This is a genomic window from Streptomyces purpurogeneiscleroticus, assembly GCF_020024005.1.
In the GTDB taxonomy this organism is placed as follows: Bacteria; Actinomycetota; Actinomycetes; order Streptomycetales; family Streptomycetaceae; genus Streptomyces; species Streptomyces purpurogeneiscleroticus.
Window position 1 is genome coordinate 1 of record NZ_NHSG01000375.1, and the last position, 23,805, is coordinate 23,805.

General features: G+C 72.1%; 23 protein-coding genes. 15 read left to right on the forward strand and 8 right to left on the reverse strand.

Annotation, left to right across the window (positions count from 1 at the left end):
* Positions 1–231 precede the first annotated feature (231 nt).
* The 4 genes from CCS38_RS26825 to ligD all read left to right on the forward strand — a co-directional run bounded on the left by CCS38_RS26825 (position 232) and on the right by ligD (position 3,083).
* Entirely contained in the window at positions 232–672 is a 441-nt protein-coding gene (locus tag CCS38_RS26825; RefSeq protein WP_223735894.1) for an SPW repeat protein, read from the forward strand.
* A 245-nt stretch (positions 673–917) separates the two neighbouring features.
* The gene (locus tag CCS38_RS26830; protein WP_223735895.1) at positions 918–1,325 is read left to right on the forward strand and encodes a VOC family protein; all 408 of its coding nucleotides are present in this window, start codon (positions 918–920) and stop codon (positions 1,323–1,325) included.
* A gap of 94 nt (positions 1,326–1,419) precedes the next feature.
* Positions 1,420–2,064, forward strand: coding sequence for a DNA polymerase ligase N-terminal domain-containing protein (locus tag CCS38_RS26835; protein WP_223735896.1), 645 nt, complete (start codon positions 1,420–1,422; stop codon positions 2,062–2,064).
* Between the two features lie 2 nt (positions 2,065–2,066).
* Positions 2,067–3,083, forward strand: coding sequence for a non-homologous end-joining DNA ligase (gene ligD / locus CCS38_RS26840; RefSeq protein ID WP_223735897.1), 1,017 nt, complete (start codon positions 2,067–2,069; stop codon positions 3,081–3,083).
* An 18-nt stretch (positions 3,084–3,101) separates the two neighbouring features.
* On the opposite strand, the gene CCS38_RS26845 is transcribed toward ligD, so the two are convergent.
* The 5 genes from CCS38_RS26845 to CCS38_RS26865 form a co-directional block, all read right to left on the reverse strand.
* Entirely contained in the window at positions 3,102–3,761 is a 660-nt protein-coding gene (locus tag CCS38_RS26845) for a chemotaxis protein CheB (RefSeq protein ID WP_223735898.1), read from the reverse strand.
* 25 nt (positions 3,762–3,786) lie between these two features.
* Positions 3,787–5,019 (reverse strand): cytochrome P450, encoded by a 1,233-nt coding sequence (locus CCS38_RS26850; RefSeq protein ID WP_223735954.1) that lies wholly within the window; start codon positions 5,017–5,019, stop codon positions 3,787–3,789.
* A 35-nt stretch (positions 5,020–5,054) separates the two neighbouring features.
* Positions 5,055–5,369 carry a hypothetical protein gene (locus tag CCS38_RS26855; protein WP_223735899.1) on the reverse strand — a complete coding sequence of 105 codons (315 nt, stop codon included), beginning with the start codon at positions 5,367–5,369 and terminating at the stop codon, positions 5,055–5,057.
* A 182-nt stretch (positions 5,370–5,551) separates the two neighbouring features.
* Entirely contained in the window at positions 5,552–6,226 is a 675-nt protein-coding gene (locus CCS38_RS26860) for an HAD family hydrolase (protein WP_223735900.1), read from the reverse strand.
* 108 nt (positions 6,227–6,334) lie between these two features.
* Positions 6,335–7,531: a 4-hydroxybenzoate 3-monooxygenase gene (locus CCS38_RS26865; protein ID WP_223735901.1), complete on the reverse strand. Its 1,197-nt coding sequence runs from the start codon at positions 7,529–7,531 to the stop codon at positions 6,335–6,337.
* 185 nt (positions 7,532–7,716) lie between these two features.
* On the opposite strand from CCS38_RS26865, the gene CCS38_RS26870 reads away from it, so the two are divergent.
* On the forward strand, positions 7,717–9,414 hold the full coding sequence (locus CCS38_RS26870) for an IclR family transcriptional regulator domain-containing protein (protein ID WP_223735902.1): 1,698 nt from the start codon (positions 7,717–7,719) through the stop codon (positions 9,412–9,414).
* Positions 9,415–9,584: 170 nt separating this feature from the next.
* The gene (locus CCS38_RS26875) at positions 9,585–10,115 is read left to right on the forward strand and encodes a hypothetical protein (protein ID WP_223735903.1); all 531 of its coding nucleotides are present in this window, start codon (positions 9,585–9,587) and stop codon (positions 10,113–10,115) included.
* Between the two features lie 6 nt (positions 10,116–10,121).
* Here the strand turns inward: CCS38_RS26875 and CCS38_RS26880 are convergent, their stop codons facing one another.
* Positions 10,122–10,616, reverse strand: a complete 495-nt coding sequence (locus CCS38_RS26880) for a MarR family winged helix-turn-helix transcriptional regulator (protein WP_223735904.1) — start codon at positions 10,614–10,616, stop codon at positions 10,122–10,124.
* A gap of 243 nt (positions 10,617–10,859) precedes the next feature.
* On the opposite strand from CCS38_RS26880, the gene CCS38_RS26885 reads away from it, so the two are divergent.
* From CCS38_RS26885 to CCS38_RS26910, 6 genes are read left to right on the forward strand one after another with little or no spacing between them, the layout of a single operon-like run.
* A complete protein-coding gene (locus CCS38_RS26885; protein WP_223735905.1) occupies positions 10,860–11,795 on the forward strand; it encodes an SDR family NAD(P)-dependent oxidoreductase in 936 nt (311 codons plus the stop codon).
* Between the two features lie 18 nt (positions 11,796–11,813).
* Complete coding sequence (locus CCS38_RS26890; RefSeq protein ID WP_223735955.1) at positions 11,814–12,680, forward strand: amidohydrolase family protein; 867 nt, start codon at positions 11,814–11,816, stop codon at positions 12,678–12,680.
* Between the two features lie 49 nt (positions 12,681–12,729).
* Positions 12,730–14,265: an acyl-CoA synthetase gene (locus tag CCS38_RS26895; RefSeq protein ID WP_223735906.1), complete on the forward strand. Its 1,536-nt coding sequence runs from the start codon at positions 12,730–12,732 to the stop codon at positions 14,263–14,265.
* Complete coding sequence (locus CCS38_RS26900) at positions 14,262–14,717, forward strand: MaoC family dehydratase (protein ID WP_223735907.1); 456 nt, start codon at positions 14,262–14,264, stop codon at positions 14,715–14,717. The genes CCS38_RS26895 and CCS38_RS26900 overlap by 4 nt, the downstream gene beginning before the upstream one ends.
* Positions 14,714–16,045, forward strand: coding sequence for an MFS transporter (locus tag CCS38_RS26905; protein ID WP_372457151.1), 1,332 nt, complete (start codon positions 14,714–14,716; stop codon positions 16,043–16,045). Before CCS38_RS26900 ends, CCS38_RS26905 begins: the two co-directional genes overlap by 4 nt.
* A complete protein-coding gene (locus tag CCS38_RS26910) occupies positions 16,045–17,430 on the forward strand; it encodes an alpha/beta hydrolase family protein (RefSeq protein WP_223735909.1) in 1,386 nt (461 codons plus the stop codon). Before CCS38_RS26905 ends, CCS38_RS26910 begins: the two co-directional genes overlap by 1 nt.
* A 42-nt stretch (positions 17,431–17,472) precedes the next feature.
* Here CCS38_RS26910 and CCS38_RS26915 read toward each other — a convergent pair whose 3' ends face one another.
* Both CCS38_RS26915 and CCS38_RS26920 read right to left on the reverse strand, forming a co-directional pair.
* A complete protein-coding gene (locus CCS38_RS26915; RefSeq protein WP_223735910.1) occupies positions 17,473–17,805 on the reverse strand; it encodes a plasmid stabilization protein in 333 nt (110 codons plus the stop codon).
* 84 nt (positions 17,806–17,889) lie between these two features.
* Positions 17,890–18,447: a cysteine hydrolase family protein gene (locus CCS38_RS26920; RefSeq protein WP_223735911.1), complete on the reverse strand. Its 558-nt coding sequence runs from the start codon at positions 18,445–18,447 to the stop codon at positions 17,890–17,892.
* A 203-nt stretch (positions 18,448–18,650) separates the two neighbouring features.
* Between CCS38_RS26920 and fdh the strand changes: the two genes are divergently transcribed.
* The 3 genes from fdh to nrfD are packed head-to-tail and all read left to right on the forward strand — an operon-like array spanning position 18,651 to position 23,805.
* Complete coding sequence (gene fdh, locus CCS38_RS26925; RefSeq protein WP_223735912.1) at positions 18,651–21,926, forward strand: formate dehydrogenase; 3,276 nt, start codon at positions 18,651–18,653, stop codon at positions 21,924–21,926.
* Complete coding sequence (locus CCS38_RS26930) at positions 21,923–22,867, forward strand: 4Fe-4S dicluster domain-containing protein (protein WP_223735913.1); 945 nt, start codon at positions 21,923–21,925, stop codon at positions 22,865–22,867. The genes fdh and CCS38_RS26930 overlap by 4 nt, the downstream gene beginning before the upstream one ends.
* The gene (gene nrfD / locus CCS38_RS26935; protein ID WP_223735914.1) at positions 22,864–23,805 is read left to right on the forward strand and encodes an NrfD/PsrC family molybdoenzyme membrane anchor subunit; all 942 of its coding nucleotides are present in this window, start codon (positions 22,864–22,866) and stop codon (positions 23,803–23,805) included. The genes CCS38_RS26930 and nrfD overlap by 4 nt, the downstream gene beginning before the upstream one ends.

Here is a 23,805-nt window from a genome sequence, read left to right on the forward strand (position 1 = left end):
CCATGGCCCCCACCCGCGAGCCCCTCCGCACCACAGCCTGGCGCCTCTACCGCCGCACCCGATCCACCCTCACGCGCCACGCCGACCGACCCCTGCCACCCCAGCGCTCCTGCTAGGAGCGCCGCCGGGGCTCCCAACTACACATAAGGAGGAAATAAGCGCAAGATAGGGCTTGCAGGTGCCTGCCGATCTCAGCGGTCGGGCCTGCGGAGAACGAAGGAGACGAGTCTGATGGCAGACGTCTCACACAGCAGAGGCGATATCGCCAGTCACCCCGATGTGCCTGAGATGCGGGACCGGTACGCCCGCATGCTCGGCGGTCGCGATGTGGCGCTCGTGGACGGGCCGGTGTTCCTCATCGGTCTGTACTGCGCCATCTCGCCATGGACACTCCACTTCACGACGAGCCAGCCCGCCCTGGTGACCCACAACCTCATTCTGGGCATCGCCATCGGCCTGCTGGCGCTCGGTTTCACCATCACACCGGATCGGATGTACGGCATGAGCTGGGCCATGTCCGCCATCGGTGTGTGGCTGATCCTGTCGCCGTGGATCGTCGGCACCAGCCCGGACGCCGGAGTCATCTGGAACAACATCATCGTCGGCGCCCTGACCACCCTGCTCGGGCTGGTCTGCGCGGGCGCGGCGGCGCGGGGCGGTAAGCGGCCGTAACCGCCGGGAGAAGGGAGGAAGCTCCACATCGACAGTGAGGGAAGACAACAGGAACCGGAGTCCTCACGCGAGGACGCGGATGCGTCGGCCGGCCCGTGATTGCGGGCCGGCCGACGGGCGTCCGGGCCCGGCGGCCCGGCCGCGCGCCCTGCGGTCCCTGGCATGAAACCGCCGCATACGGCTACTCGGACCGGCGCCGCCCGGCAGTGGTCGGGTGGCGGGTCTGTTTATGGGAGGGGCCTGTGATGACAGAGAGCGCGGAGTCGAGGGAATCCACCGTCTTCGTCGAGGCGGGAGTGCTCGTCCTGGACTGTGCGGAGCCCGAGCCGGTCGCGGAGTTCTACGCGAAGCTGCTCGGCGCGGAGCTGCCGGCCGAGACGGGCGTCGAGATCATCGAGATCTCGGCCGGTCAGGGGACGCGGATGGCGTTCCGCCGGGACCACGGCGCTACGCCGCCCTCGTGGCCGCGGCCCGAGGACTCCCAGCAGGCCCATCTGCACCTGCTGGTGCCCAAGGACCGCATGGACGACGTGGAGCGGCAGGTGATCGACTACGGCGGGCAGCCGATGGACGCCGAGCGGCGCGAGAGCGGCGAGGAGGTGCGGATCTACTCCGACCCCGCGGGGCATCCCTTCTCGCTGCGTGCCGTATGACCGCTCGCCCCGCGCGCCGCTCCCGCGTGCGCCGCGCCTGCCCGTGCGCGACAGTGACAGTGACAGCAGCGGCCATCAGCAGGAAGGGGTTGCCGTGCAGGGCGAGCGAGGGCTGTCGACGTACCAGGGCAAGCGCGACTTCGAGCGGACCCGCGAGCCGCGGGGCGCGGAGACCGCCGGGACGCCGTCCGCCGACGGCGGCGACCCGGTCTTCGTCGTGCAGATCCACGACGCCTCGACCATGCACTTCGACTTCCGGCTGGAGGTCGACGGCGTACTGAAGTCCTGGTCCGTCCCGAAGGGCCCGTCCACCGACCCGCACGACAAGCGGCTGGCGATGCCGACCGAGGACCACCCGATGGAGTACCGCGAATTCGAAGGGGTGATCCCGAAGGGCGAGTACGGCGGCGGCACGGTGATCGTGTGGGACCAGGGCACGTACCGCCCGCTCCCGCCGAAGAAGCGCAAGGACCGCGACGCCACCTTCGCCGAGCGGCTGGAGCACGGGCACATCACGTTCTGGATGAACGGCGAGAAGCTGCGCGGCGGCTACGCGCTCACCCGCTTCCGCACGGCGGAGTCCGAGGGCCGGGAGTCCTGGCTGCTGGTGAAGGAGAACGACGAGCGGGCCGGGCAGCGCGGCACACCGGACCCGCGCCGGGCCAAGTCGGCACGGAGCGGGCGGACGCTCGGCCAGGTGGCGGCCGACGAGAGCGCAGCCGACGAGGGCAAGGACTGAGCGTGGCGGGGCTGCTGGAGTCGCTGCCCGGCGAACAACGGCGGCTGCTGGCCGACGCCCCCTCGGGCGAAGAGCTGGCAGCCCACCCGATGCTCGCGGTGCTCTCCGACCGCCGGGACTTCGACGACGGCTGGATCTTCGAGCGGAAGCTCGACGGCATACGGGCGCTGGCCGTACGCGACGGGTCTCGCACCCGGCTGCTGTCCCGCACCGGCCGGCCCCTGAACGACACCTACCCCGAGATCGTGGACGCGCTGGCCGCCCAGACCGGCCGGGACTTCGCCGTGGACGGCGAGATCGTCGCCTTCTCGCAGGGCCGCACCGAGTTCTCCCGGCTCCAGCAGCGGATGGGCATCACCGACCCCGCACAGGCCCGCGCCAGCTCGGTGGCGGTGACGTACTACGTCTTCGACCTGCTGCGGCTGGACGGCAAGGACCTCCGCGGGCTGCCGCTGCGCACCCGCAAGTCCCTGCTCCGCCGCAGCCTGCGCTTCGTCTCCCCGCTGCGCTTCACCCCGCACCGCAACGAGGGCGGCCCGGAGCGGCTGGCCGACGCCTGCGAGCGGGGCTGGGAAGGACTGATCGCCAAGCGCGCCGACGGACCCTACGTGCCGCGCCGCTCCGGTGACTGGCTGAAGCTGAAGTGCGCCCGCGGCCAGGAGTTCGTGATCGGCGGCTTCACCGAGCCGGCCGGCAGCCGCGTCGGCTTCGGCGCGCTGCTGCTCGGCTACTACGCGGACGGCGGGCTGCGGTACGCGGGCAAGGTCGGCACCGGCTACGACCGGGCCGCGCTGCACCGCATCCGCGGCCTCCTGGACGAACGGGAGCAGGCCCGGTCCCCGTTCGGCGACCCGGTACGGGAACGGGCCGCGCACTGGGTACGCCCCGAGCTGGTCGCCGAGGTCGGCTTCACCGAGTGGACCCGGGACGGGATGCTGCGCCACCCGCGCTTCCTGGGCCTGCGGGACGACAAGAAGCCGTCGGAGGTGGTGCGGGAGGAGCCGCGGGAGGCCGCCTGACAGCGGCCCGTACGCCGGTCAGCACGCCTTGCTGCCGCTGTCCGGCCCCTCCTCCCCCACCGCCGTCACATGCGCCTGGATCTCCTTGGCGATCTCCGTCAGCGGCAGCACCATGTCCACCTCGCCGGTGCTGATCGCCGCGCCCGGCATCCCGAAGTGCGCCGAGCTCGCCTCGTCCTGGGCGAGGGCCCGGCCGCCGCAGCAGGTGACCGCGCGGATGCCGGACTGGGCGTCCGTGCCGACGCCGGTGAGGACCACCGCCAGGGCCCGCGGCCCGCAGGTCACGGCCAGGGTCGCCAGCATCATGTCCGCCGTCGGCCGCGGCGGCAGCGCGCGCTTGCCGACGTCGATCAGTCCGATGCGGTTGTCGCTGACCACCAGCAGGTGGGAGCCGGGCGGGGTGACCAGTACGGTGCCCTGCTCCAGGGTGTCCCCGTCGCGGGCGGAGCGGACCGTCAGCCGGCTGCGGGCGTCGAGGAGCTGCGGCAGCCTGTTGGGCCGGTCGGGCTGCTGATGCTGGGCCACCAGGACGGCTGCCGGCAGATCGGCGGGCAGCGGCCCGAGCACCTGGAACAGCGCGTTGAGCCCGCCGGCCGAGGACGCGAGCGCGACCACCGGGAACCGGGCCTCGGGCGCGAGACCGGGCTCCCGGTCGAACTTCGGGACGTACGACGTCATGGCTGCCACCTGCCCGGGTCGCCGGTCAGCGGACGCCGGTGACGACGAACCCGCCGCGCACCGTCGACGGGATCCGGTGCAGTGGCACCGTGAGGTCCTGTTCCGGCACTCGGTACTCCAGCCGTGCCAGCAGGGGTACGAGGGTCTGGAGCAGCGCGAGCACGATGTCCTCGCCCGGGCAGCGGTGGCCGTGGGAGACCTCGCCGCCACCCTGCGGGATGAGGTCGTCGCGGCCCGGTTCGGCGTCCGTGAAGCGCGTGGGGTCGAAGGTGTACGGGCGGGGCCACAGGTCGGGGTCGTGGTTCTGCCCGTAGACGTCGAGCAGGACCATCGTGCCGTCCCCGATGCGCTCGCCCCGCCACTCCAGGTCGCGTGCGGCCAGCCCGCCGAGGAACGGTACGAAGGGGTAGAAGCGGCGTACCTCGTGGGCGAAGCCCCGGGCGTACGCGGCATCGCCCTTGGCGAGCGGCGCGCGGTGCTCGGGCCAGCGGTGCAGGGCGTGCGCGGCGAAGGTCAGGAACCAGGCCACCGCGACGGTCGGCCGGATGACGTTGAGCACTTCCACTGCGGCGGTGTGCGCGTCGAGCGGGGCGCCGTCGACCTCCCGGTGCCGGGCCACCTCGGCCAGCGCCGTACCGGTCGGCCGGCCCGACGCCCGGTCCTCGGGCCCGGCCCGCCGGATGTCCTCGATGCGGCGCGCCAGCCGCTCCTCCTGACGGCTGCGCGCGCGGCGGGCCCGCCAGTGGCGCGGCCCCGGCGTCGCGAAGCCGTCCACCATCGCCACCAGGTCGTCGGCCATCTCCTGCGCGCCGTCGTCGTCGAGCGCGATGCCCGCCCAGTCGCAGACCGCGCGGGTGAGCAGCAGCGCGAACGCGTCGAAGAGGACGACCCGGGGGCGGCCCGACCAGTCGGCGCGGGCCCGCTGCCACTCGGCGGTCGCGCGCTCGGTCAGGTCGGCGATCGCTTCCTCGTCCTTGAGCAGGTGGGCGAAGAGGGCCTTGCGCACCCGGTGGCGGTCGCCGTCGAGGGTGTGCACCGCGCCGCGGCCGAAGAGTGTGTCGAGCACCGGGCCCGGCAGCGCGTCGCGGCGGTGGATGTTGCTCTCGTCGTAGAAGAACCGCACGGCGTCCGTGCCGTGCAGTGCGATCGCCGGCTTTCCCAGCAGCCGGGTGCGGACCGGCGCGCCGCCGTTGCGGCGCCGGCGGTCGGGCAGCCACGCGTACCCCTCCAGGAGCAGGGGCACGGTGCTGTCGGACAGGGACGACAAGGCCGACAAGGGCACAGCCACAGCGCTCAGCCCTCCTCCGGCCGCGCGGACCGCTGCCGCTTCGCGCGTGGGGGCCGCTGATCCCGCTGGTCCGGGTCGGTGCCGGCCTCGGCGCGGCCGGCCTCGTTGATGGACTCCTGGGCGTCCAGGCTGGTGGTCAGGGGGTCGCCGCTCTCGCCGGCCACGTGCCGCCGCTCGTCGGGTCCGGCGACGCGCGTCTCGGCGTCCTCGAACTCGGCCAGTACCTCCTTCGCCGCCGTGTCCCGGCTCCGGGGATCGCCCCGGCCCGCGCCCTTGGCGGCGCTGCGCCCGTTCTCGCCCTGTTCGTTCTTCGGGGTCATAACGCTCCGTTCCATCCGTCCGGGGACTGTCATTCCGGGACCGTCGTTCCGGGACTGTCCTTACCGGGGACTGCACGAGATTCCTCGGGTGCCCCTCCGGACGGGCCTCAACTCATCTTCGTGCGCCAACTCATATCCGGCATCACGGGATGTTTCCCCTGTGCCTCAAAGGGACGGCGGGCTCATTCCTCCCCCGTCACCCGGGCGAAGAGGCTGTCGTCGAGCCGGGCCAGCAGGTCGGCCGGATCCGCGTACACCTCCGAGGCCCCGGCCTTCTCCAGATCGGCCCGCGGGATGCCTCCGCACAGCAGGGCGACCGCGCCGACCCCGGCCCGGGCCGCGGCCTGCATGTCCCACACCGAGTCCCCGACGAACACCGCCTGCTCCGTCGTCACCCCGGCCAGCTTCCTGGCGTGCTCCACCGGCTCGGGCGCGGGCTTTCCCTCGCTGACGTCGTCCGCGCTGGCGGTGTCCAGGATGGCGTCGTCGGCGTCGATGGCCCGGCGCAGCGCGCCCAGCTCGTGCCCGTCGGCCGAGGTGACCAGCACGTTCCGCCAGCCGCGTGCCGCCAGGGCGCGCAGCAGCTCCCCGGCGGCGTCCAGCGCGGACAGCCGCTCGAAGTACGTCGCGTACAGCGTCTTGTGCGCGGCGCTGATATCCGCGTCCTGTCCCGTGTCCCGGTCCTCCCCCAGTACATGCGCGATCAGATCGCTCGACGGGCGCCCGAGCGCGTGGTGGATGGCGGTCATCTGCACGTGGTGCCCACGCTGCCGGAACGCCTCCCACCACGCGGTGACGTGGAGGTGATTGGTGTCGGCGAGCGTGCCGTCGACGTCGAAGAGTGCCGCGCGTGCCATGGCTGTGCCTTTCCGTCCGGTACGGGACGTACGGGTACCCGGCACAGCGGTACCGACCATCCCGCCCCCGGCCGAACGGGTGATCGGCCCAGGGGCGGCCCCGGAGGCTCAGGCCAGCGGCCCCGTAGCCAGCGGCAGGCCCGTGTAGTTCTCGGCCAGTTCGGCGGCGGCGTGGCGGGAGGTCGCGACGCGGTCGAGCTGGGAGAGCTGCAGGCGGGTCTCGAAGGGGGACTGGTCGGGGGCGGTGTGCAGCGTGGTGGTCATGAAGTACGAGAAGTGTTCCGCGCGCCAGACGCGGCGCAGACAGGTGTCGGAGTAGGAGTCCAGCAGGTCCGTCGATCCGGTGGCGTGCCAGTGGGTCAGGGCGCGGGCCAGGACGATGACGTCGGCGGCGGCGAGGTTGAGGCCCTTGGCGCCGGTGGGCGGCACGATGTGCGCGGCATCGCCGGCCAGCAGCACCCGGCCGTACGCCATCGGCTCGGTGACGTGGCTGCGCATCGGGAGGACCGACTTGGCGGTGACGGGGCCGCGCTTGAGCCGCCAGCTCGGGTCGGCGTCGAGGGCGAAGCGGGCGTCGAGCTCGTCCCAGATGCGGTCGTCGGGCCAGTCGGCGGGGTCGGTGCCGTTGGGAACCTGGAGGTAGTGCCGGCTGACCGACGGGGAGCGCATGCTGGCCAGCGCGAAGCCGCGGTCGGAGTGGGCGTAGATCAGCTCGTCGGCGGCGGGCGGCGCGTCGGCCAGAATGCCGAGCCAGGAGTACGGGTACACGCGCTCGTACGTGGTGCGCAGCCGCTCCGGTACGGCGTTCCGCGCCACTCCGTGGAAGCCGTCGCAGCCGACGACGTAGTCGCAGGTGAGGGTCTGTTCCTGGCCCTCGTGGGTGTAGCGGATCAGCGGGCGGTCGGTGTCGGCACCCTCCACTGCGTGCACGTCCGCCTCGAAGAGCAGCGGGCCGCCCTCGGCGAGCTGGAGCGCAATGAGGTCCTTGACGACCTCGGTCTGGGCGTAGACCGTCACGCGGCGCCCGTCGGCGAGCGAGGGGAAGTCGATGCGGTGCGCGCGCCGGTCGAAGCGCAGCTCGATGCCGTCGTGGACCATGCCCTCGGCGTCCAGCCGGGCCCCGGCCCCGCACGCCCGCAGCGCGTCCACGGTGGCCTGCTCCAGGATGCCCGCGCGCTGGCGCTGCTCCACGTACGCGCGGTCGCGGCGCTCCAGCAGGACGCTGTCGATGCCGGCGGTGTGCAGCAGACGGGCGAGCAGCAGGCCGGCGGGGCCGCCGCCGATGATCCCGACGGTGGTGTGCATGTGATGTCTCCTCGTCGTCGAGGACGGCGCGGTACCGGATCGGGTACCGCTTCTTGTGGCAGGTGTTCGCGTAGTGAAGTAATGTTCACGACTGCGTGGCCATGAGTCTGCGCTCGCTCCGTACGCCTGTCAACGGTTTGTTTACGGGCGATTACGGTGTACCGAGGATCCACGACGGAGAGCCGATGCCACCGACCGACACCACGACGCCGCCCGCCGCCACCGAGGCACCGGCCGAGGCCGTCACGCCGCTGATGCGCGGCATCGCCGTGCTGCGCCGGCTCACCGATGCCGACGGCACGCTGAGCCTGAGCGAGCTGGAGCGCGCCACCGGCCTCGCCCGCTCCACCGTCGACCGGGTGACCGCGACCCTCGCCCGGATGGGCTTCGTGCGCCTGGACGGCCGGGACGCCGTGCTCACTCCGCGCGTCATGGCACTGGGCAACGCCTACCTCGCCGCACTGCGGCTGCCGGGGCTGCTCGGCGGGCACGCCGACGCGCTCGCCGACGCGCTGGACGAGTCGGTGTCCCTCGCGGTCCCCGACCGGGACGGCATCCGCTTCCTGCACCAGGCGACCCGGCGCCGCGCGATGTCGCTCAGCTTCCGCATCGGCGACCTGCTGCCGGCCGAGCGCACCGCGCCGGGTGCGCTGTTCGCCGCGGAGTGGACCGACGCGGAGTGGGCGCGCTGGCGGGAGCGCCGGGCCGCCGATCCGGAGGACCGGGGCTTCCTGGCCGTACCGCCGCGTGACACCGGCGGGGCGGCGGCCGACGACCGCTCCGACGATGGCCGCTTCGAGGAGCGTGCCCGGGAGGCACGCGAGCGGGGGTGGGCGCTGGACGACCAGCTGATCGAGCCGGGGCTGGTGGCGCTGTCCGTGCCGGTACACGCCCCGGACGGCTCGATCGCGTGCGCGGTGAACGTGGTGAGCCACACCAGCCGGCACAGCGCGGCGTCTCTGCGGGACACGCTGCTGTCCCGGCTGCGGGAGACTGTGGACGGGATGGAGCGGGAGCTCGCGCAGGCCGCGGACGAGCCCGCCCCGGAGCCCGCCGAGCAGCCGCTCGCCGCCTGGACCGCCGCCTCCAAGCAGGAGCTGGGCCGCGAGTTCATCGAGTCCCTGGCCCGCGGTCTGACCGTGCTGACCGCGTTCGGCGAGGGGCGCGCCGAGCTGACGCTGTCCGCCGCCGCCGAGGCGACCGGGCTGGCGCGGGCCACCGCGCGCCGGGCCCTGATCACGCTGGAGCATCTGGGGTACGTGGCCTCCGAAGGGCGTACCTTCCGGCTCATCCCGCGCGTCCTGGCGCTCGGCTACCCCCCGCTCTCCCGCACCTCGCTCCCCCAGATCGCCGCGCCCCATCTCGCGGCGCTCGCCGCGCGAGTGCACGACTCGGCGTCCCTCGCCGCGCTCGACGGCGACGACATCCGGTACACGGCACGGGTCGCCACCACCCGCGTGATGAGCGTCAACATCACCGTCGGCACCCGGCTGCCCGCCTACGCGACCGCGCTGGGCCGGGCGATGCTGGCAGGACTGCCGCCCGCCGAACGGTACGCGCGGCTCACCCGCAGCGAACCGCGCCCGCTGACCCCGCGGACGGTCACCGGCCCCGACGCGCTCGCCACGCTCCTGGACCAGGTCGCCGACCAGGGATACGCCCTGGTGGAGGAGGAGTTGGAGGAGGGGTTGCGCTCGATCGCGGTACCGGTGCGCAGCGGTACGGGCGAGGTCGTGGCGGCCGTGAACGTCGCGATGCACACCGTCCGGCGGACCACCGAGGAGTGCGTCACGGACGTACTGCCCGAACTCCGCGCGACGGTCGCCGGCATCGAGGCGGACCTGCACATCGCGGGACGCTTCGCGCGCATCCCACTGACCTGAGCCGCCGCGCCGGTTCACTGGCGTGACGTGTGGTGCACAGGGAGAGCTGCGCCTGTGGCTGGTTCCTGGTGCAGCGTGCGGCGCTGTGTTGTCCGGCTCGTCCGGTGTCGCTTGGGTTGGCTCTGCTCGTCGTTCCGGGAAAGCCGACCGACCGACTCAAGGATGGGTTCATGCGCATGTTCGCGCGCTGTACGGCAGCACTGCTCGGTATGACCGCCGGGGCATTGTTCCTGGCTCCCACTGCTCATGGCGCCCCCACGCTTCTCAGCTGCGAGGGCGAACAGACCGCCTCGTACAGCCCCGCAATGACCAATAAGGAGCAGACCCTTACCGCCACGGTCACGGAGAAGTACGACTGCGCCGTGGCGCCGGACGGCATCAAGGACGGTAGCGGCAAAGCATCATTCGATGAGAAGGCCAGCTGCCTGGTGACCGCACAACCGACTCCTCCGGACGTGATCCGGTACACCTGGAACACCAAAAAGACCAGCACGGTCAAGTTCTCTGTCACCGACGTCAAGCGCGCGGCCAATGGCACGACCACGGTCACATCGATGGGCGAGGTCACCAGCGGAGTGGGCAAGGGCAGCAAGGCCATTCGCGTGGTGGTTCTGCCCGCGCTGGACCTGGCCGCCTGCTCCGGCAAGGGGGTGAAGTCGCAGAAGGGCCCGGCCACCCTGGAGTTCGTGGGTGCGCCCTAGCACCGCTCACCCGCGATCCGTCTGCGCCACCCGTAGCAGCAGCGCGTGCAGTGTGTCCCGCTCCTCCTCCGAGAGCGGGCCCGTCAGTTCGTCGGTGACGCGGTGGCTGGCCTCATCCGTGTCGCGGAGGTACGTCCGGCCGGCCTCGGCCAGTACGACGATGCGGCGGCGCCGGTCGGTGGGGGCCGGGCGGCGCTCGACGAGGTGCAGGCGTTCGAGGTCGTCGACGAGGCCGACGATGGCGCTCGGGTCGTAGCCGAGGCGTTCGCTCAGGTCCCGCTGGGGTGCGCCCTCGACGGTGGCGAGGTAGCGCAGCAGTGCGTAGTGCCGCAGCCGGAGGCCGGATTCCTGGAGCGCTGCGTTGAAGAGCTGCCCCGAGCGCAGGCCGAGCCGGTAGAGCAGATACCCGGTGTCGGCGTGCAGGCCCCGCATCCACGGCTCGTCGGCGTCGACAGGCCCCGGATGCGGGGCGTGGGCGGTGGGCGTTCCGTGGGCGGTCATCGGTGGCGCGCTCCCTGTTCGGCGCCCCGGGCGCGGGGCAGCTTCTCCGGCTCTCTCCGGCTCTCCATCTCACCAGCGCCCTCAGCATGCCGCATTTTCGATTACGAAGACAACCATTGACGTCAACAACGATTGGTCTTAGCTTCGGTCACGGCGGGGCCGGAAGCCGGGCGAACAGCCCGGCCCACCTTCCCCCATGCCATCCAACTCCCTTGCGCACCGCGCCTGTTGAGAGGATTCACCGTGTCCGGACCCACTGCCCACTCCCCCGTCGACCTCACCGGCAAGGTCGCCGTCGTGACCGGTTCCGGCCGCGGCCTGGGCCTCGCGTACGCCTCGGCGCTCGCCGCGGCCGGCGCGTCCGTCGTCGTCAATGACCTCGACGAGGCCGTGGCCGAAGAGGCCGCGAAGACCATCACCGAGGCCGGCGGCCGGGCCGTCGCGGAAGCCGTCGCCGTTGGTACCACCGAGGCCGCCGACCGGCTGGTGGCCCGCGCGGTCGAGGAGTTCGGCCGGCTGGACGTGATGGTGACCAACGCGGGCATCCTGCGGGACCGGGTGCTGTGGAAGATGACCGACGAGGACTTCGACGCCGTTGTCACCACCCACCTGAAGGGCACCTTCACCTGTGCCCGGGCCGCCGCCGTGCGGATGCGGGAGCAGGGCGAGGGCGGCCGGCTGATCCTGGTCGGCTCGCCCGCCGGGCAGCGCGGCAACTTCGGGCAGACCAACTACGCCGCGGCGAAGGCCGGTATCGCCGCGATGACCCGCACCTGGTCGATGGAGCTGGCGCGGGCCGGTGTGACGGTCAATGCGATCGTGCCCGTCGCGGCGACCGCGATGACCGAGACGATCCCCGCGTTCGCCCCGTACATCGAGGCCATGCGGCGCGGCGAGCCGCTGCCGGACTTCCTGCGCAAGGGCGAGGGCTTCGGCACGGCCGAGGACTGTGCGGCGCTGGTGCCGTTCCTCGCGTCGGACGCGGCGAAGGACGTCACCGGCCAGTGCGTCGGCATCGGCGGCGACAAGCTCGCGCTGTGGTCGCACCCGCAGGAGGTGTCGGTGGCGTACGCGGACGGCGGCTGGCGCCCGGAGACCGTCGCGGCGGCCTGGCACACCTCCGTGGGCCGCGAACCGCAGTCCGTGGGTATCCCCGCCCCCGTGATCCCGGAGGCGTGAGCCATGACGACCGGCGCGATGAACATGGACGAACTGGTCGCCATCGATGTGCACACGCACGCCGAGGTCTCCAGCAAGGGCCGGGCGTCCCTGGACGACGAACTGGCCGACGCCTCCAGCGCGTACTTCAAGATCGAGGGCAGCCGTAAGCCGACGCTGCCGGAGATCGCCGCGTACTACCGCGAGCGGAAGATGGCCGCCGTCGTCTTCACCGTGGACGCGGAGTCCGCGACCGGCACCGAGCCGGTGCCGAACGAGGAGGTCGCCGAGGCCGCCGCCGCCAACGCCGATGTACTGATCCCGTTCGCCTCGCTCGACCCGCACCGCGGCAAGGCGGCGGTGAAGCAGGCACGGCGGCTGGTCGAGGAGTACGGCGTACGCGGCTTCAAGTTCCACCCGAGCATCCAGGCGTTCTTCCCCAACGACCGGCTGGCGTACGGGCTGTACGAGGTCATCGAGGAAGCCGGGGCGATCGCCCTCTTTCACACCGGGCAGACCGGCATCGGCGCGGGCGTGCCGGGCGGTGGCGGGATCCGGCTGAAGTATTCCAATCCGCTGCACGTGGACGACGTGGCGGCCGACTTCCCGCATCTGAAGATCATCCTGGCCCATCCCTCTTTCCCCTGGCAGGACGAGGCGCTGGCCGTGGCCACGCACAAGCCGGGCGTGCACATCGATCTGTCGGGCTGGTCGCCGAAGTACTTCCCGCCGCAGCTCGTGCAGTACGCCAACACGCTGCTCAAGGACAAGGTCCTCTTCGGTTCCGACTACCCCGTGCTCACGCCGGACCGCTGGCTCGCGGACTTCGCGAAGCTGGAGATCAAGGACGCGGTCCGGCCGAAGATCCTCAAGGAGAACGCCGCCCGGCTGCTCGGGCTCGCCTGACCCCACGGCAAGGATCCCAAGAGGCCCAACGGACCCAAGGAGAGCCGCTGTGCGCAACGAGGGACTGGGGTCGTGGCCCGCCCGCCGGGCCCGCAAGACCCCGCACCGCACCGCCGTCCGCCACGAAGGCACGGCGACCACCTACGCCGAACTGTACGACCGCACCACCCGGCTGGCCCGCGCGCTGCGCGCGGCCGGCGTCCGGCGCGGCGACCGGATCGCCTATCTCGGCCCCAACCACCCGGCCTTCCTGGAGACGTTCTTCGCCGCGGGCGCGCTGGGCGCGGTCTTCGTACCGCTCAACACCCGGCTGGCCGGACCGGAGATCGCATACCAGCTCACCGACTCGGGCGCCGTCACACTGGTGCACTCCCCCACCCACGCGGGACTCGTCGACGGGCTGCGGGACCGGGCCGGCAGCGTACGGACGTACGTCGAAGTGGGCCCGGAGTACGAGGAGTTGATGGCGGGTTCCGCCGCCGAGCCGCTCGACGAGCCGGTCAGCGGCGACGACGTGTGCATCATCATGTACACCTCGGGCACGACGGGCCGCCCGAAGGGCGCGATGCTCACGCACGCCAACCTCACCTGGAACGCGCTCAACGTCCTGGTCGACACCGACCTGACCGCGGACGAGGTGGCGCTCGTCTCCGCGCCGCTGTTCCACACCGCCGGGCTGAACATGCTCACCCTGCCGGTCCTGCTCAAGGGCGGCACCTGCGTCCTGGTGGAGTCCTTCGACTCCGAGGCCACCTTCGACCTGATCGCCGAGCACGGGATCACCTTCATGTTCGGGGTGCCCACGATGTACGAGCGGATCGCGCGCAGCCCTCGCTGGCCGGCCGCCGATCTGTCCTCGCTGCGCATCCTCACCTGCGGCGGCTCCCCCGTGTCCGGGCCGCTGATCGCCGCGTACCAGGAGCGCGGGCTGACCTTCCAGCAGGGGTACGGCATGACCGAGGCGTCCCCCGGCGCGCTCTTCCTGGACGGTGAACACGCCGTCACCAAGGCGGGCTCGGCAGGAGTGCCGCACTTCTTCACCGACGTACGGGTGGTGCGGCCCGACCTGACGGAGACCGGCATCGGCGAGACCGGCGAGGTGCTGGTGCGCGGCCCGAACGTGATGTCCGGCTACTGGGGCCTGCCCGAGGAGAGCGCCGCCGCGTTCGCCGACGGCTGGTTCCGCACCGGCGACGCGGCCCGGGCCGACGCGGACGGCTATGTCACCGTCGTCGACCGCCTCAAGGACATGATCATCTCGGGTGGCGAGAACATCTACCCCGCCGAGGTCGAGAACGCCCTGCTCGCCCACCCCGGCATCGCGGAGTGCGCCGTGATCGGCGTACCGGACGAGCGGTGGGGCGAGGTGCCCCGTGCCGTCGTCGTCGCCCGGGAGGGCTGCGTCCTGGATCCGGCCGAGGTGCTCGCCGCACTGGCCGGGCAGTTGGCCAAGTACAAGATCCCCAAGTCGGTGGTGGTGGCGGAAGAACTGCCGCGCACCGCCTCCGGAAAGCTCCTCAAACCCCGCGTCCGCACGCTGTACGGCACGCACCCACTCCACAGCAACGAAAGAGGAACCTCATGACCGTCACCGTCAACGGCCTCGACGAACTGAAGAAGCTCGCCGGCAGCGACCTGGGCACCAGCGACTGGCTGGAGGTCACCCAGGACCGCATCGACACCTTCGCCGACGCCACCGGCGACCACCAGTGGATCCACACCGATCCCGAGAAGGCCGCCGAGGGCCCCTTCGGCGCGCCGATCGCCCACGGCTACCTGACCCTCTCGCTCTTCATACCGCTCTTCACCGGACTCCTCGACGTCCAGGGCGTCACCACGAAGGTCAACTACGGCCTGGACAAGGTCCGCTTCCCCTCCCCCGTGAAGGTCGGCTCGCGCATCCGGCTGGCCGCGACGCTGGCCTCCGTGGACGAGGTGCAGGGCGGGGTGCAGATCGCGGTCGACGGCACGGTCGAGATCGAGGGTGCCGCCAAGCCCGCCTGCGTGCTGCGCAGCCTCTCCCGCTTCTACGGATGACCGCCGTGAGCGAGGCGCAGGACGCGCGGCAGCTCCGGAGGGTCGCGGTCTCCGGACTGATCGGCACGGCCGTGGAGTTCTACGACTTCCTGGTCTACGGCACGGTCGCCGCGCTCGTCTTCGGCGATCTGTTCTTCCCGGCGGCCTCGCCCGCTGCCGGTACCGTCGCGGCCTTCGGGACCTTCGCGGCCGGGTATGTCGCCCGGCCGCTCGGCGGCCTCGTCTTCGGGCACTTCGGCGACCGGCTCGGCCGCAAGTCGATGATGCTGACGACGATGGTGCTGATGGGCGTCGGCAGCTTCCTCATCGGGCTGCTGCCGACGTACGACGCGATCGGCGTGTGGGCGCCCGTGCTGCTGGTACTGCTGCGCGTCGTCCAGGGCATCGCGATCGGCGGCGAGTGGGGCGGCGCGACACTGATGGTCGCCGAGCACGCGGGCAGCCGGCCGCGCGGCCGGTGGACCAGCCTCACCCAGCTCGGCGCGCCGCTCGGCACCGTCCTGTCCACCGCCGTCGTCACCCTCGTCGGCACGCTGCCCGACGAGCAGTTCCGCACCTGGGGCTGGCGGGTGCCGTTCCTGCTCAGCATCGTCCTGCTGGTCGCCGGGCTGTACGTACGGCTGAAGGTCACCGAGAGCCCGCTGTTCCGCGCGGTCAAGGAGCAGCGGACCGCCGCCCGGCTGCCGCTCCTGGACGTACTGCGCAAGCCGCGCGCCGTGCTGCTCGCGGCCTGCGTGGGCATCGGCCCGTTCGTCGCGCAGTCGCTGCTGACCAGCTACATGGTTTCGTACGCGGTGGGGCAGGGCTTCACACGGACGCAGGTCCTCACCGGCGTCACGCTCGCCTCCTGCACGGCGCTGCTGGTGCTGCCGTGTGCCGGGGCGCTGTCCGACCGGTTCGGGCGGCGGCCGGTGGTGCTGGCCGGTGCGGTGCTGTCGGCGGCCACCGCGTTCCCGGTGTTCGCGCTGGTCGACTCCGGCAGTCCCGGGCTGCTGATCCTGGCGCTCGTCCTCGGGCACGGCGTCGCCCAGTCCACGATGTACGGGCCGCTGGGGGCGCTGCTCACCGAGATGTTCGGGACGCGCGTGCGCTACACCGGCGCCTCGCTCGGCTACCAGACCGCAACGCTGCTCGGCGCCGGGTTCTCGCCGCTGATCGCCGGCAGCCTGCTCGCTTCGTACGGCGGCAGCGGGCCCGTCGCGCTGCTGCTCACGGCAGGCGCGGCCGTCACGGCGCTGACGGTGTGGCGGGTGAGGGAGACCAGCCGCGACCGGTTCGGCACCGAACCGCACTCAGGAGAACACATCCGACCGGAAGGAGTTCATTGATGAGAGTACGCACACGGGCGGGGACCGCCGTGGCCGTCGCCGCGCTGCTCGCCACCGCCGCGGTGCCGCCCGCGACCGCCGCGCCGGACGAGCCCCGCCACCTCGAAGGCACCCTGCCCTCCGGCGCCACGTACATGATCGACACCCCTGCCCGCTGGAACGGCACCCTGCTGCTGTTCAGCCACGGCTACCGGCCGGCCGGCGCCCCCAACGAGGCGGTGGACGCCACCGACGAGACCACGAAGAAGCTGCTGCTCAGCGAGGGGTACGCGCTCGCCGGATCGTCGTACGCCAGGACCGGGTGGGCCGTCGAGCAGGCGGTGCCCGACCAGCTCGCCACCCTCGACGTCTTCGCCGACCGGGTCGGCCCGGCGCGGCGCACGCTCGCCTGGGGCCAGTCCTACGGCGGCCTGGTCACCACCGCCATCGCCGAGCGGCACCCCGGCCGCATCGACGGCTCGCTGTCCCTGTGCGGCCTCGTCCAGGGCGGCGTCGCCAACTGGAACTCGACCCTGGACCCGGCCTTCGCCCTGAAGACGCTGCTGGCCCCCGGCTCCGACTTCCCGCTGACCGGCTTCGCGGACGCGGCCGAGGCGGACCGGACCGCCGGCGAGCTCGGCTCCGCCGTCGACAAGGCCCAGGACACCCCGGCCGGGCGGGCCCGGATCGCGCTGGCCGCCGCCCTGCACAACATCCCCGGCTGGAACGACCCGAAGCAGGAGCGCCCCGCGCCGCACGATTACGAGGCGCAGCAGGCCAACCAGTACCAGGCGGTCGGCATGATGCTGGACGCCGCCTTCGGGCGCCGCCAGGAGGCCGAGCAGCGGGCCGGCGGGAACATGTCGTGGAACACCGGCGTGGACTACGCGGCGATGCTGCGCAAGTCATCCGGTTTCAAGGAGGTCGCGGCGCTCTACAAGGCGGCGGGGCTCTCGCTGCGGAACGACCTCCGTACGCTCGCCGACGCGCCCCGCATCAAGGCCGACCCGGCGGCCGTCCGCTACATGACCCGCAACATCGCCTTCACGGGGAAGCTGCGCACCCCGCAGCTGGACGTGCACACGACCGGCGATGCGCTGGTCCCGGTGCAGGTCACCTCGGCGCACGAGCGGGCCGTCACGGCCGCCGGGTCCGGGGCGCTGCTGCGCCAGGGAATTGTCGACAATGCCGGGCACTGCACGTTCAGCCCCGCGGAGCAGCTCGCGGCGCTGCACACGGTCGACCGCCGGGTCGAGACCGGGCGCTGGGGCAATACCTCGCCCGGCGCGCTCAACGCGGAGGCACGGCGGTCCGACCCGACGACGGAGGCGCGTTACTCGGCCTTCCGCCCGGGGCCGTATCCGCGTCCGTACGATCTGGCGCACCCGGACCGCCCGGGGTCGTAACACCGGTTCTCAGCGGCACACCTCTCAGCGGCACGCCGGTTCTCAGCGGCCGAGCGCCTTCGCCAGCTCGTCCTTGGTCATCGAGGAGCGGCCGTCGATGTTCTTCTGCTTGGCCTCGTTGTACAGCTGGTCCTTCGTCGGGCCCTTCGGGCCGGTGCGGTTGCCGGAGCGCTGGCCGCCGCGTTCCGGTGCGGACTTCGTGTCCTGCGTGGAGGACCGGCTGGCCGACTTCGCCTCGCCGGAGCGGGCCCGCTCCTTGTTGACCGTCCGCGCGGCAATCTCCTTCGCGCGCCCGGGGGAGGTGCCGCGCTTCTCGGCACCTTCCTTGATGTGCTCGTACTGACGCTCGCGCTTGGCGTTGGAGCCGCTGGGCATCATGCGCTCCTCTCCGTACGCGGAACAGGTCACGCGTTCCGCTCGGCTGTGCTTGCGCCACCCGAGTGCCCGGCACGGCAGCCGTCAATCACGCCGCGCGGCCGCGTCCCAGTCCAGCGTCGCGACCGTACAGATGCGGGTGTTCATGTTCCGTTCCATCATGCGCAGCGCCGCTTCGGCGAGGTCGGGGTGGATGGCGGCGACGGCGTCGTCCGGGACGGTGACCTTCAGGTGCCGGATGTGCGCGTCCAGCGCGGAGTACATCACGCACTGCTCGGTGACCTGGCCGCAGAGCACGACGTGGTCGATGCCGAGCTGGGACAGCAGATAGGCCAGCGGCGTCTCGTAGAAGATCGAGTGCCGGGCCTTGACGATGAAGAGCGAGGAGTCGTCGGGGCGGACGGGGTCCACCAGTTCCGCGTGCGGCCCGTCGAGCGCGGTCTGCAGGATCTCGCCGTGGTGCGAGCGCCACTCGCCGAAGTTGTCGTTGGCGTAGATCACCGGTACGCCGTCCGCGCGCGCCCGTTCGATGAGGCGGACGACGGCGGGCAGTGCTTTGCGTACCGAGGGCAGCAGCAGGTCGGCGTCCTCGTGGTCGTAGGTGTTGATCATGTCGATGACGATGAGGGCGGTGTGACTCACGCCTCCAGGGTTCACCGCGGGCGGGCGGTTCTCACCTCGGGGCCGCGCGCCCGGCGGTCGACGTGCGCCGCCCCACGGCCGCTCGCCCGATTGGCGGGTGTGAGCGGCCTGTCGCCGGGCACCCGGGCGCATCAGGGGCAACCCTGGAGGCACTCATCACGGCCCCGGGCACCGGGCACCGGGCGCCGACGGCGGGAGGATCCATGGGCGTACGGCGGCTGCTCCGCGACTGGCCCGTGTACCGGCAGCTCACCGGCGAGGACCCGCTCGGCCGCGGACGCGCCGCGATGTCCGCGTACACCGAGGAGCTGCGCCCGCGTACGGACACCGCCGACCGGGTGGTGCAGTCCGTCTGTCCGTACTGCGCGGTCGGCTGCGGCCAGCAGGTGTACGTCAAGGACGAGCGTGTCGTCCAGATCGAGGGCGACCCGGACTCCCCCATCAGCCGGGGCCGGCTGTGTCCCAAGGGATCGGCGACGCTCCAGCTGACGACCGGCGACGCACGCCGCCACCAGGTGCTGTACCGGCGTCCGCACGGCACCGACTGGGAGCCGCTCGACCTCGACACCGCGATGGACATGATCGCCGACCGGGTCATCGAGACCCGCCGCGAGACCTGGGAGTGGGAGGTCGACGGCGCACACGTGGCCCGCACCCTCGGGATCGCGAGCCTCGGCGGCGCGACGCTGGACAACGAAGAGAACTACCTGATCAAGAAGTTGCTGACCGGGCTCGGCGTGGTCCAGGTGGAGAACCAGGCGCGGGTCTGCCACAGCTCCACGGTCGCCGGGCTCGGCACGTCCTTCGGGCGCGGCGGCGCGACCACCTTCATGCAGGACCTCCAGCACGCCGACTGCATCGTCATCGAGGGCTCCAACTTCGCCGAGGCCCACCCGGTCGGCTTCCAGTGGGTCATGGAGGCCAAGGCCCGCGGCGCGACGGTCATCCACGTCGACCCGCGCTTCACGCGCACCAGCGCCCTCGCCGATCTGCACGTACCGCTGCGGGCCGGCACGGACATCGCGTTCCTCGGCGGGATCATCAACCACGTACTGACCGAGGGCAAGGAGTTCCGCGACTACGTCCTGGCGTACACCAACGCCGCCACCCTGGTCGGCGAGGACTTCCGGGACACCGAGGACCTGGACGGGATCTTCTCGGGCCTGGACGAGGAGAAGCACCGCTACGACGCGGAGACCTGGCAGTACGAGGGCGCCGACGTGCAGGCGCCCTCGGGCGACGTGGAGCAGCGGCACGACGAGCGGCTGCAGAAGGACCCGGAGACCGGGCGCCGTCTCCACGCGGCGGGGCACGCCGAGACCCACGGCTCGGGCGGCGCGCAGGCCGAGTCCCGTGCCGACCAGGACCCGACGCTCCAGCACCCGCGCTGCGTCTTCCAGCTCCTCAAGCGCCACTACGCGCGCTACACCCCCGACATGGTCGCGGAGATCTGCGGCGTGCCGCGCGAGACGTTCCTGCGCGTCTGCGAAGCACTCACCGAGAATTCGGGGCCGGAACGCACCAGCGCTTTCGTGTACGCGGTGGGCTGGACGCAGCACACGGTCGGCTCGCAGTACATTCGCGCGGCGAGCGTGCTGCAATTGCTGCTGGGCAACATCGGACGGCCCGGCGGCGGAATTCAGGCGCTCCGCGGCCACGCCTCCATCCAGGGCTCCAGCGACATTCCCACGCTCTTCAATCTGCTGCCCGGATATCTGCCGATGCCGCACGCCCACGCGCACGAGGATCTCGACACGTTCGTCACGGCGAGCCGTACGGACAAGGGATTCTGGAGCAATATGCGGGCGTACCTGGTCAGCCTGCTGAAGGCTTACTACGGGGACGCGGCGACGCCCGGAAACGACTTCTGCTTCGACCATCTGCCGCGGCTGACCGGCTCGCACGGCGCGTACGACATCGTCCTCGCCCAGCTCGACGGCGCCTGCAAGGGCTACTTCCTGATGGGCGAGAACCCGGCCGTCGGCTCCGCCAACACCCGCCTGCAGCGGCTCGGCATGGCCAACCTCGACTGGCTGGTGGTCCGCGACTTCTCCCTCATCGAGTCCGCGACCTGGTGGCAGGACGGCCCGGAAATCGAGTCCGGCGAGCTGCGCACCGAGGACATCGGCACGGAGGTGTTTTTCCTCCCCGCCGCCTCGCACACCGAGAAGTCCGGCTCCTTCACCAACACCAACCGCTGGCTGCAGTGGCACCACGCCGCGGTCGAGCCCGAGGGCGACGCGCGCAGCGACCTGTGGTTCATGTACCACCTCGGCCGCCGCATCAAGGCGAAGCTGGCCGCCTCCACCGACCCGATGGACCGCGCGATCCAGGACCTGGCCTGGGACTATCCCGTACAGGGCGAACTGGAGGAGCCGGTCGCCGACGCCGTGCTGGCGGAGATCAACGGCCGCGGCCCGGACGGCGCGCCGCTCTCCGCGTACACCCAGCTCAAGGACGACGGCTCGACGACCTGCGGCTGCTGGATCTACTGCGGGGTGTACGCGGACGGCGTGAACCAGGCCGACCGGCGCAAGCCGCACACGGAACAGGACTGGGTGGCCGCGGAGTGGGCCTGGGCCTGGCCCGCCAACCGCCGGATCCTCTACAACCGCGCCTCGGCCCGGCCCGACGGCACACCGTGGAGCGACCGCAAGGCATACGTCTGGTGGGACGCCGAGGCGGGCCAGTGGACCGGGCGCGACGTGCCGGACTTTGTACCGGACAAGGAGCCCGGGTACGTGCCGCCGGCTGACGCCGAGGGGCCGGACGCGCTGCGCGGCGACGACCCGTTCATCATGCAGGCCGACGGCAAGGGCTGGCTGTTCGCGCCCGCCGGGCTGCTCGACGGGCCGCTGCCCACGCACTACGAGCCGCAGGACTCCCCGTTCGCCAACGCCCTGTACCCGTCCCGCTCCCGGTCGCCCGCGCGGCAGACCCACTCCCGCCCCGGCAACCGCTACCACCCCAGCGGCGACGAGCCCGGCGCGGGCACCTATCCGTACGTGGTCACCACCTACCGGCTCACCGAGCACTTCACCGCGGGCGGCATGAGCCGCTGGTCGCCGTATCTCTCCGAGCTCCAGCCGGAGTTCTTCTGCGAGGTGTCCCCGCAGCTCGCGGCCGAGCGGGGTCTCACGCACACCGGCTGGGCGACGGTCATCACGGCCCGCAACGCGATCGAGGCGCGGGTGCTGGTGACGGAGCGGATGAAGCCGCTGACGGTACAGGGCCGGACGGTGCATCAGATCGGCCTGCCGTTCCACTGGGGACCCAACGGCACGGTCACCGGCGACGCGGCCAACGAGCTGGTGGCCATCGCGCTGGATCCCAACGCGCACATCCAGGAGGACAAGGCGCTCACCGCCGACATCCGCCCGGGCCGCCGGCCGCGCGGCCCCGACCTGCCCCGGCTGGTCGCCGAGTACCGGCGGCGCGCCGGCATCACCGAGTTCACGGGAAGCGAGCAGCCGTCATGACCGGCGTCTTCTTCGAGACCGGCAGCCTCTTCAGCGGCCCGGAACCGGACCCGGCCGGGGACGCGGGCCACCCGGACCCGCCCGAACGGGTCGGCTTCTTCACGGACACCTCCGTCTGCATCGGCTGCAAGGCGTGCGAGGTGGCGTGCAAGGAGTGGAACGCGATCCCCGAGGACGGCCTGTCCCTCACCGGCATGTCGTACGACAACACCCAGGGCCTGGGCGCCTCGACGTGGCGGCACGTCGCCTTCATCGAACAGTCGGCGCCGCGCCGGGTACCGGCCGAGTCACCAGCGCCGGACGGCCGTACGCAACTCCCGCTCGCCGAGGAGGACCCGCAACAGCCCGCCGGGGACATGCGCTGGCTGATGTCCTCCGACGTCTGCAAACACTGCACGCACGCGGCCTGCCTCGACGTCTGCCCGACCGGCTCGCTCTTCCGCACCGAGTACGGCACGGTCGTGGTCCAGGAGGACATCTGCAACGGCTGCGGCTACTGCGTACCGGCCTGCCCGTACGGCGTCATCGAACAGCGCGCGGACGACGGCCGGGCCTTCAAGTGCACGATGTGCTACGACCGGCTCGGCGCCGGTCAGGAACCGGCCTGCGCCAAGGCGTGCCCCACCGACTCCATCCAGTTCGGCCCGCTGGACGAACTGCGCGAGCGGGCCGCGCTGCGCGTCGACCAGCTCCAGGAGGCGGGCGTGCCCGGCGCCCGGCTCTATGGGCACGACCCGGAGGACGGCGTCGGCGGCGACGGTGCGTTCTTCCTCCTGCTGGACGAACCGGAGGTGTACGGACTGCCGCCGGACCCGGTGGTCACCACGCGCGACCTCCCGGCGATGTGGAAACACGCGGGCGCGGCGGCCCTGTCCCTGGCGGCCGGTGCCGCGGCCTCCTTCGTACTGCCCGCGATGCTCGGGCGGAAGGGACGGCGATGACCGGCACCCCGGCCAGGAAGGGCGAGCGGCGGCGCAAGGGCGAGGAACTCATGGTCCCCCGGGCCGAGTTCGACTCGTACTACGGACGGCCCGTCATCAAAGCACCGGCGTGGGAGCCCCGGGACATCGCCGGGTACTTCTTCACGGGCGGCCTGGCCGGCGCCGGTTCCGTACTGGCCGCGGGCGCGCAGCTGACCGGCCGCCGCACGATGGCGAAGACGCTGAAGGTCTCGTCCCTGGCGGCGATCTCCCTCTCGACCGCGGCCCTCATCAACGACCTGGGCCGGCCCGACCGCTTCCTCAACATGCTGCGGGTGTGCAAGCCGACCTCGCCGATGAGTGTCGGCTCGTGGCTGCTGGCGGGGTACGGGCCGCTGGCGGGCGCGGCGGCCGCGAGCGCGGTGACCGGGTGGCTGCCACGGGCGGGCGCCGCCGCAACTGGGGCCGCCGCGCTGCTCGGCCCGGCCGTCACGACGTACACGGCGGTACTCGCCGCGGACACGGCGGTGCCCGCCTGGCACGGCGCCCACCGCGAACTGCCGTACCTCTTCGCCGCCTCGGCGACCGCCGCCGCCTCGGGCATGGCGCTGGTGACGTCCCCGACCAGGGAGAACGCGCCTGCGCGGTACGCCGCGCTGCTGGCCGCCGCGGCCGACAAGGCGGCCGTGACCGCGGCCGAGCGGCGGCTCGGCATGGTCGCCGAGACCTACCGCTCGGGCAAAGCAGGCACACTGCTGCGCTGCGCACAGGCGCTCACCGTGGCGGGCGCCGCGACCGCCGGACTGCTCGGCCACCGCAGCCGCCCGGCGGCAGTTGCGGGCGGCCTCGCCCTCCTGACCGGCTCGGCCCTCACCCGCTTCGGCATCTTCCACGCCGGAATCGCCTCGGCGGACGACCCGAAGTACACGGTGGAACCGCAGCGGAGGGGGCAAGAATGA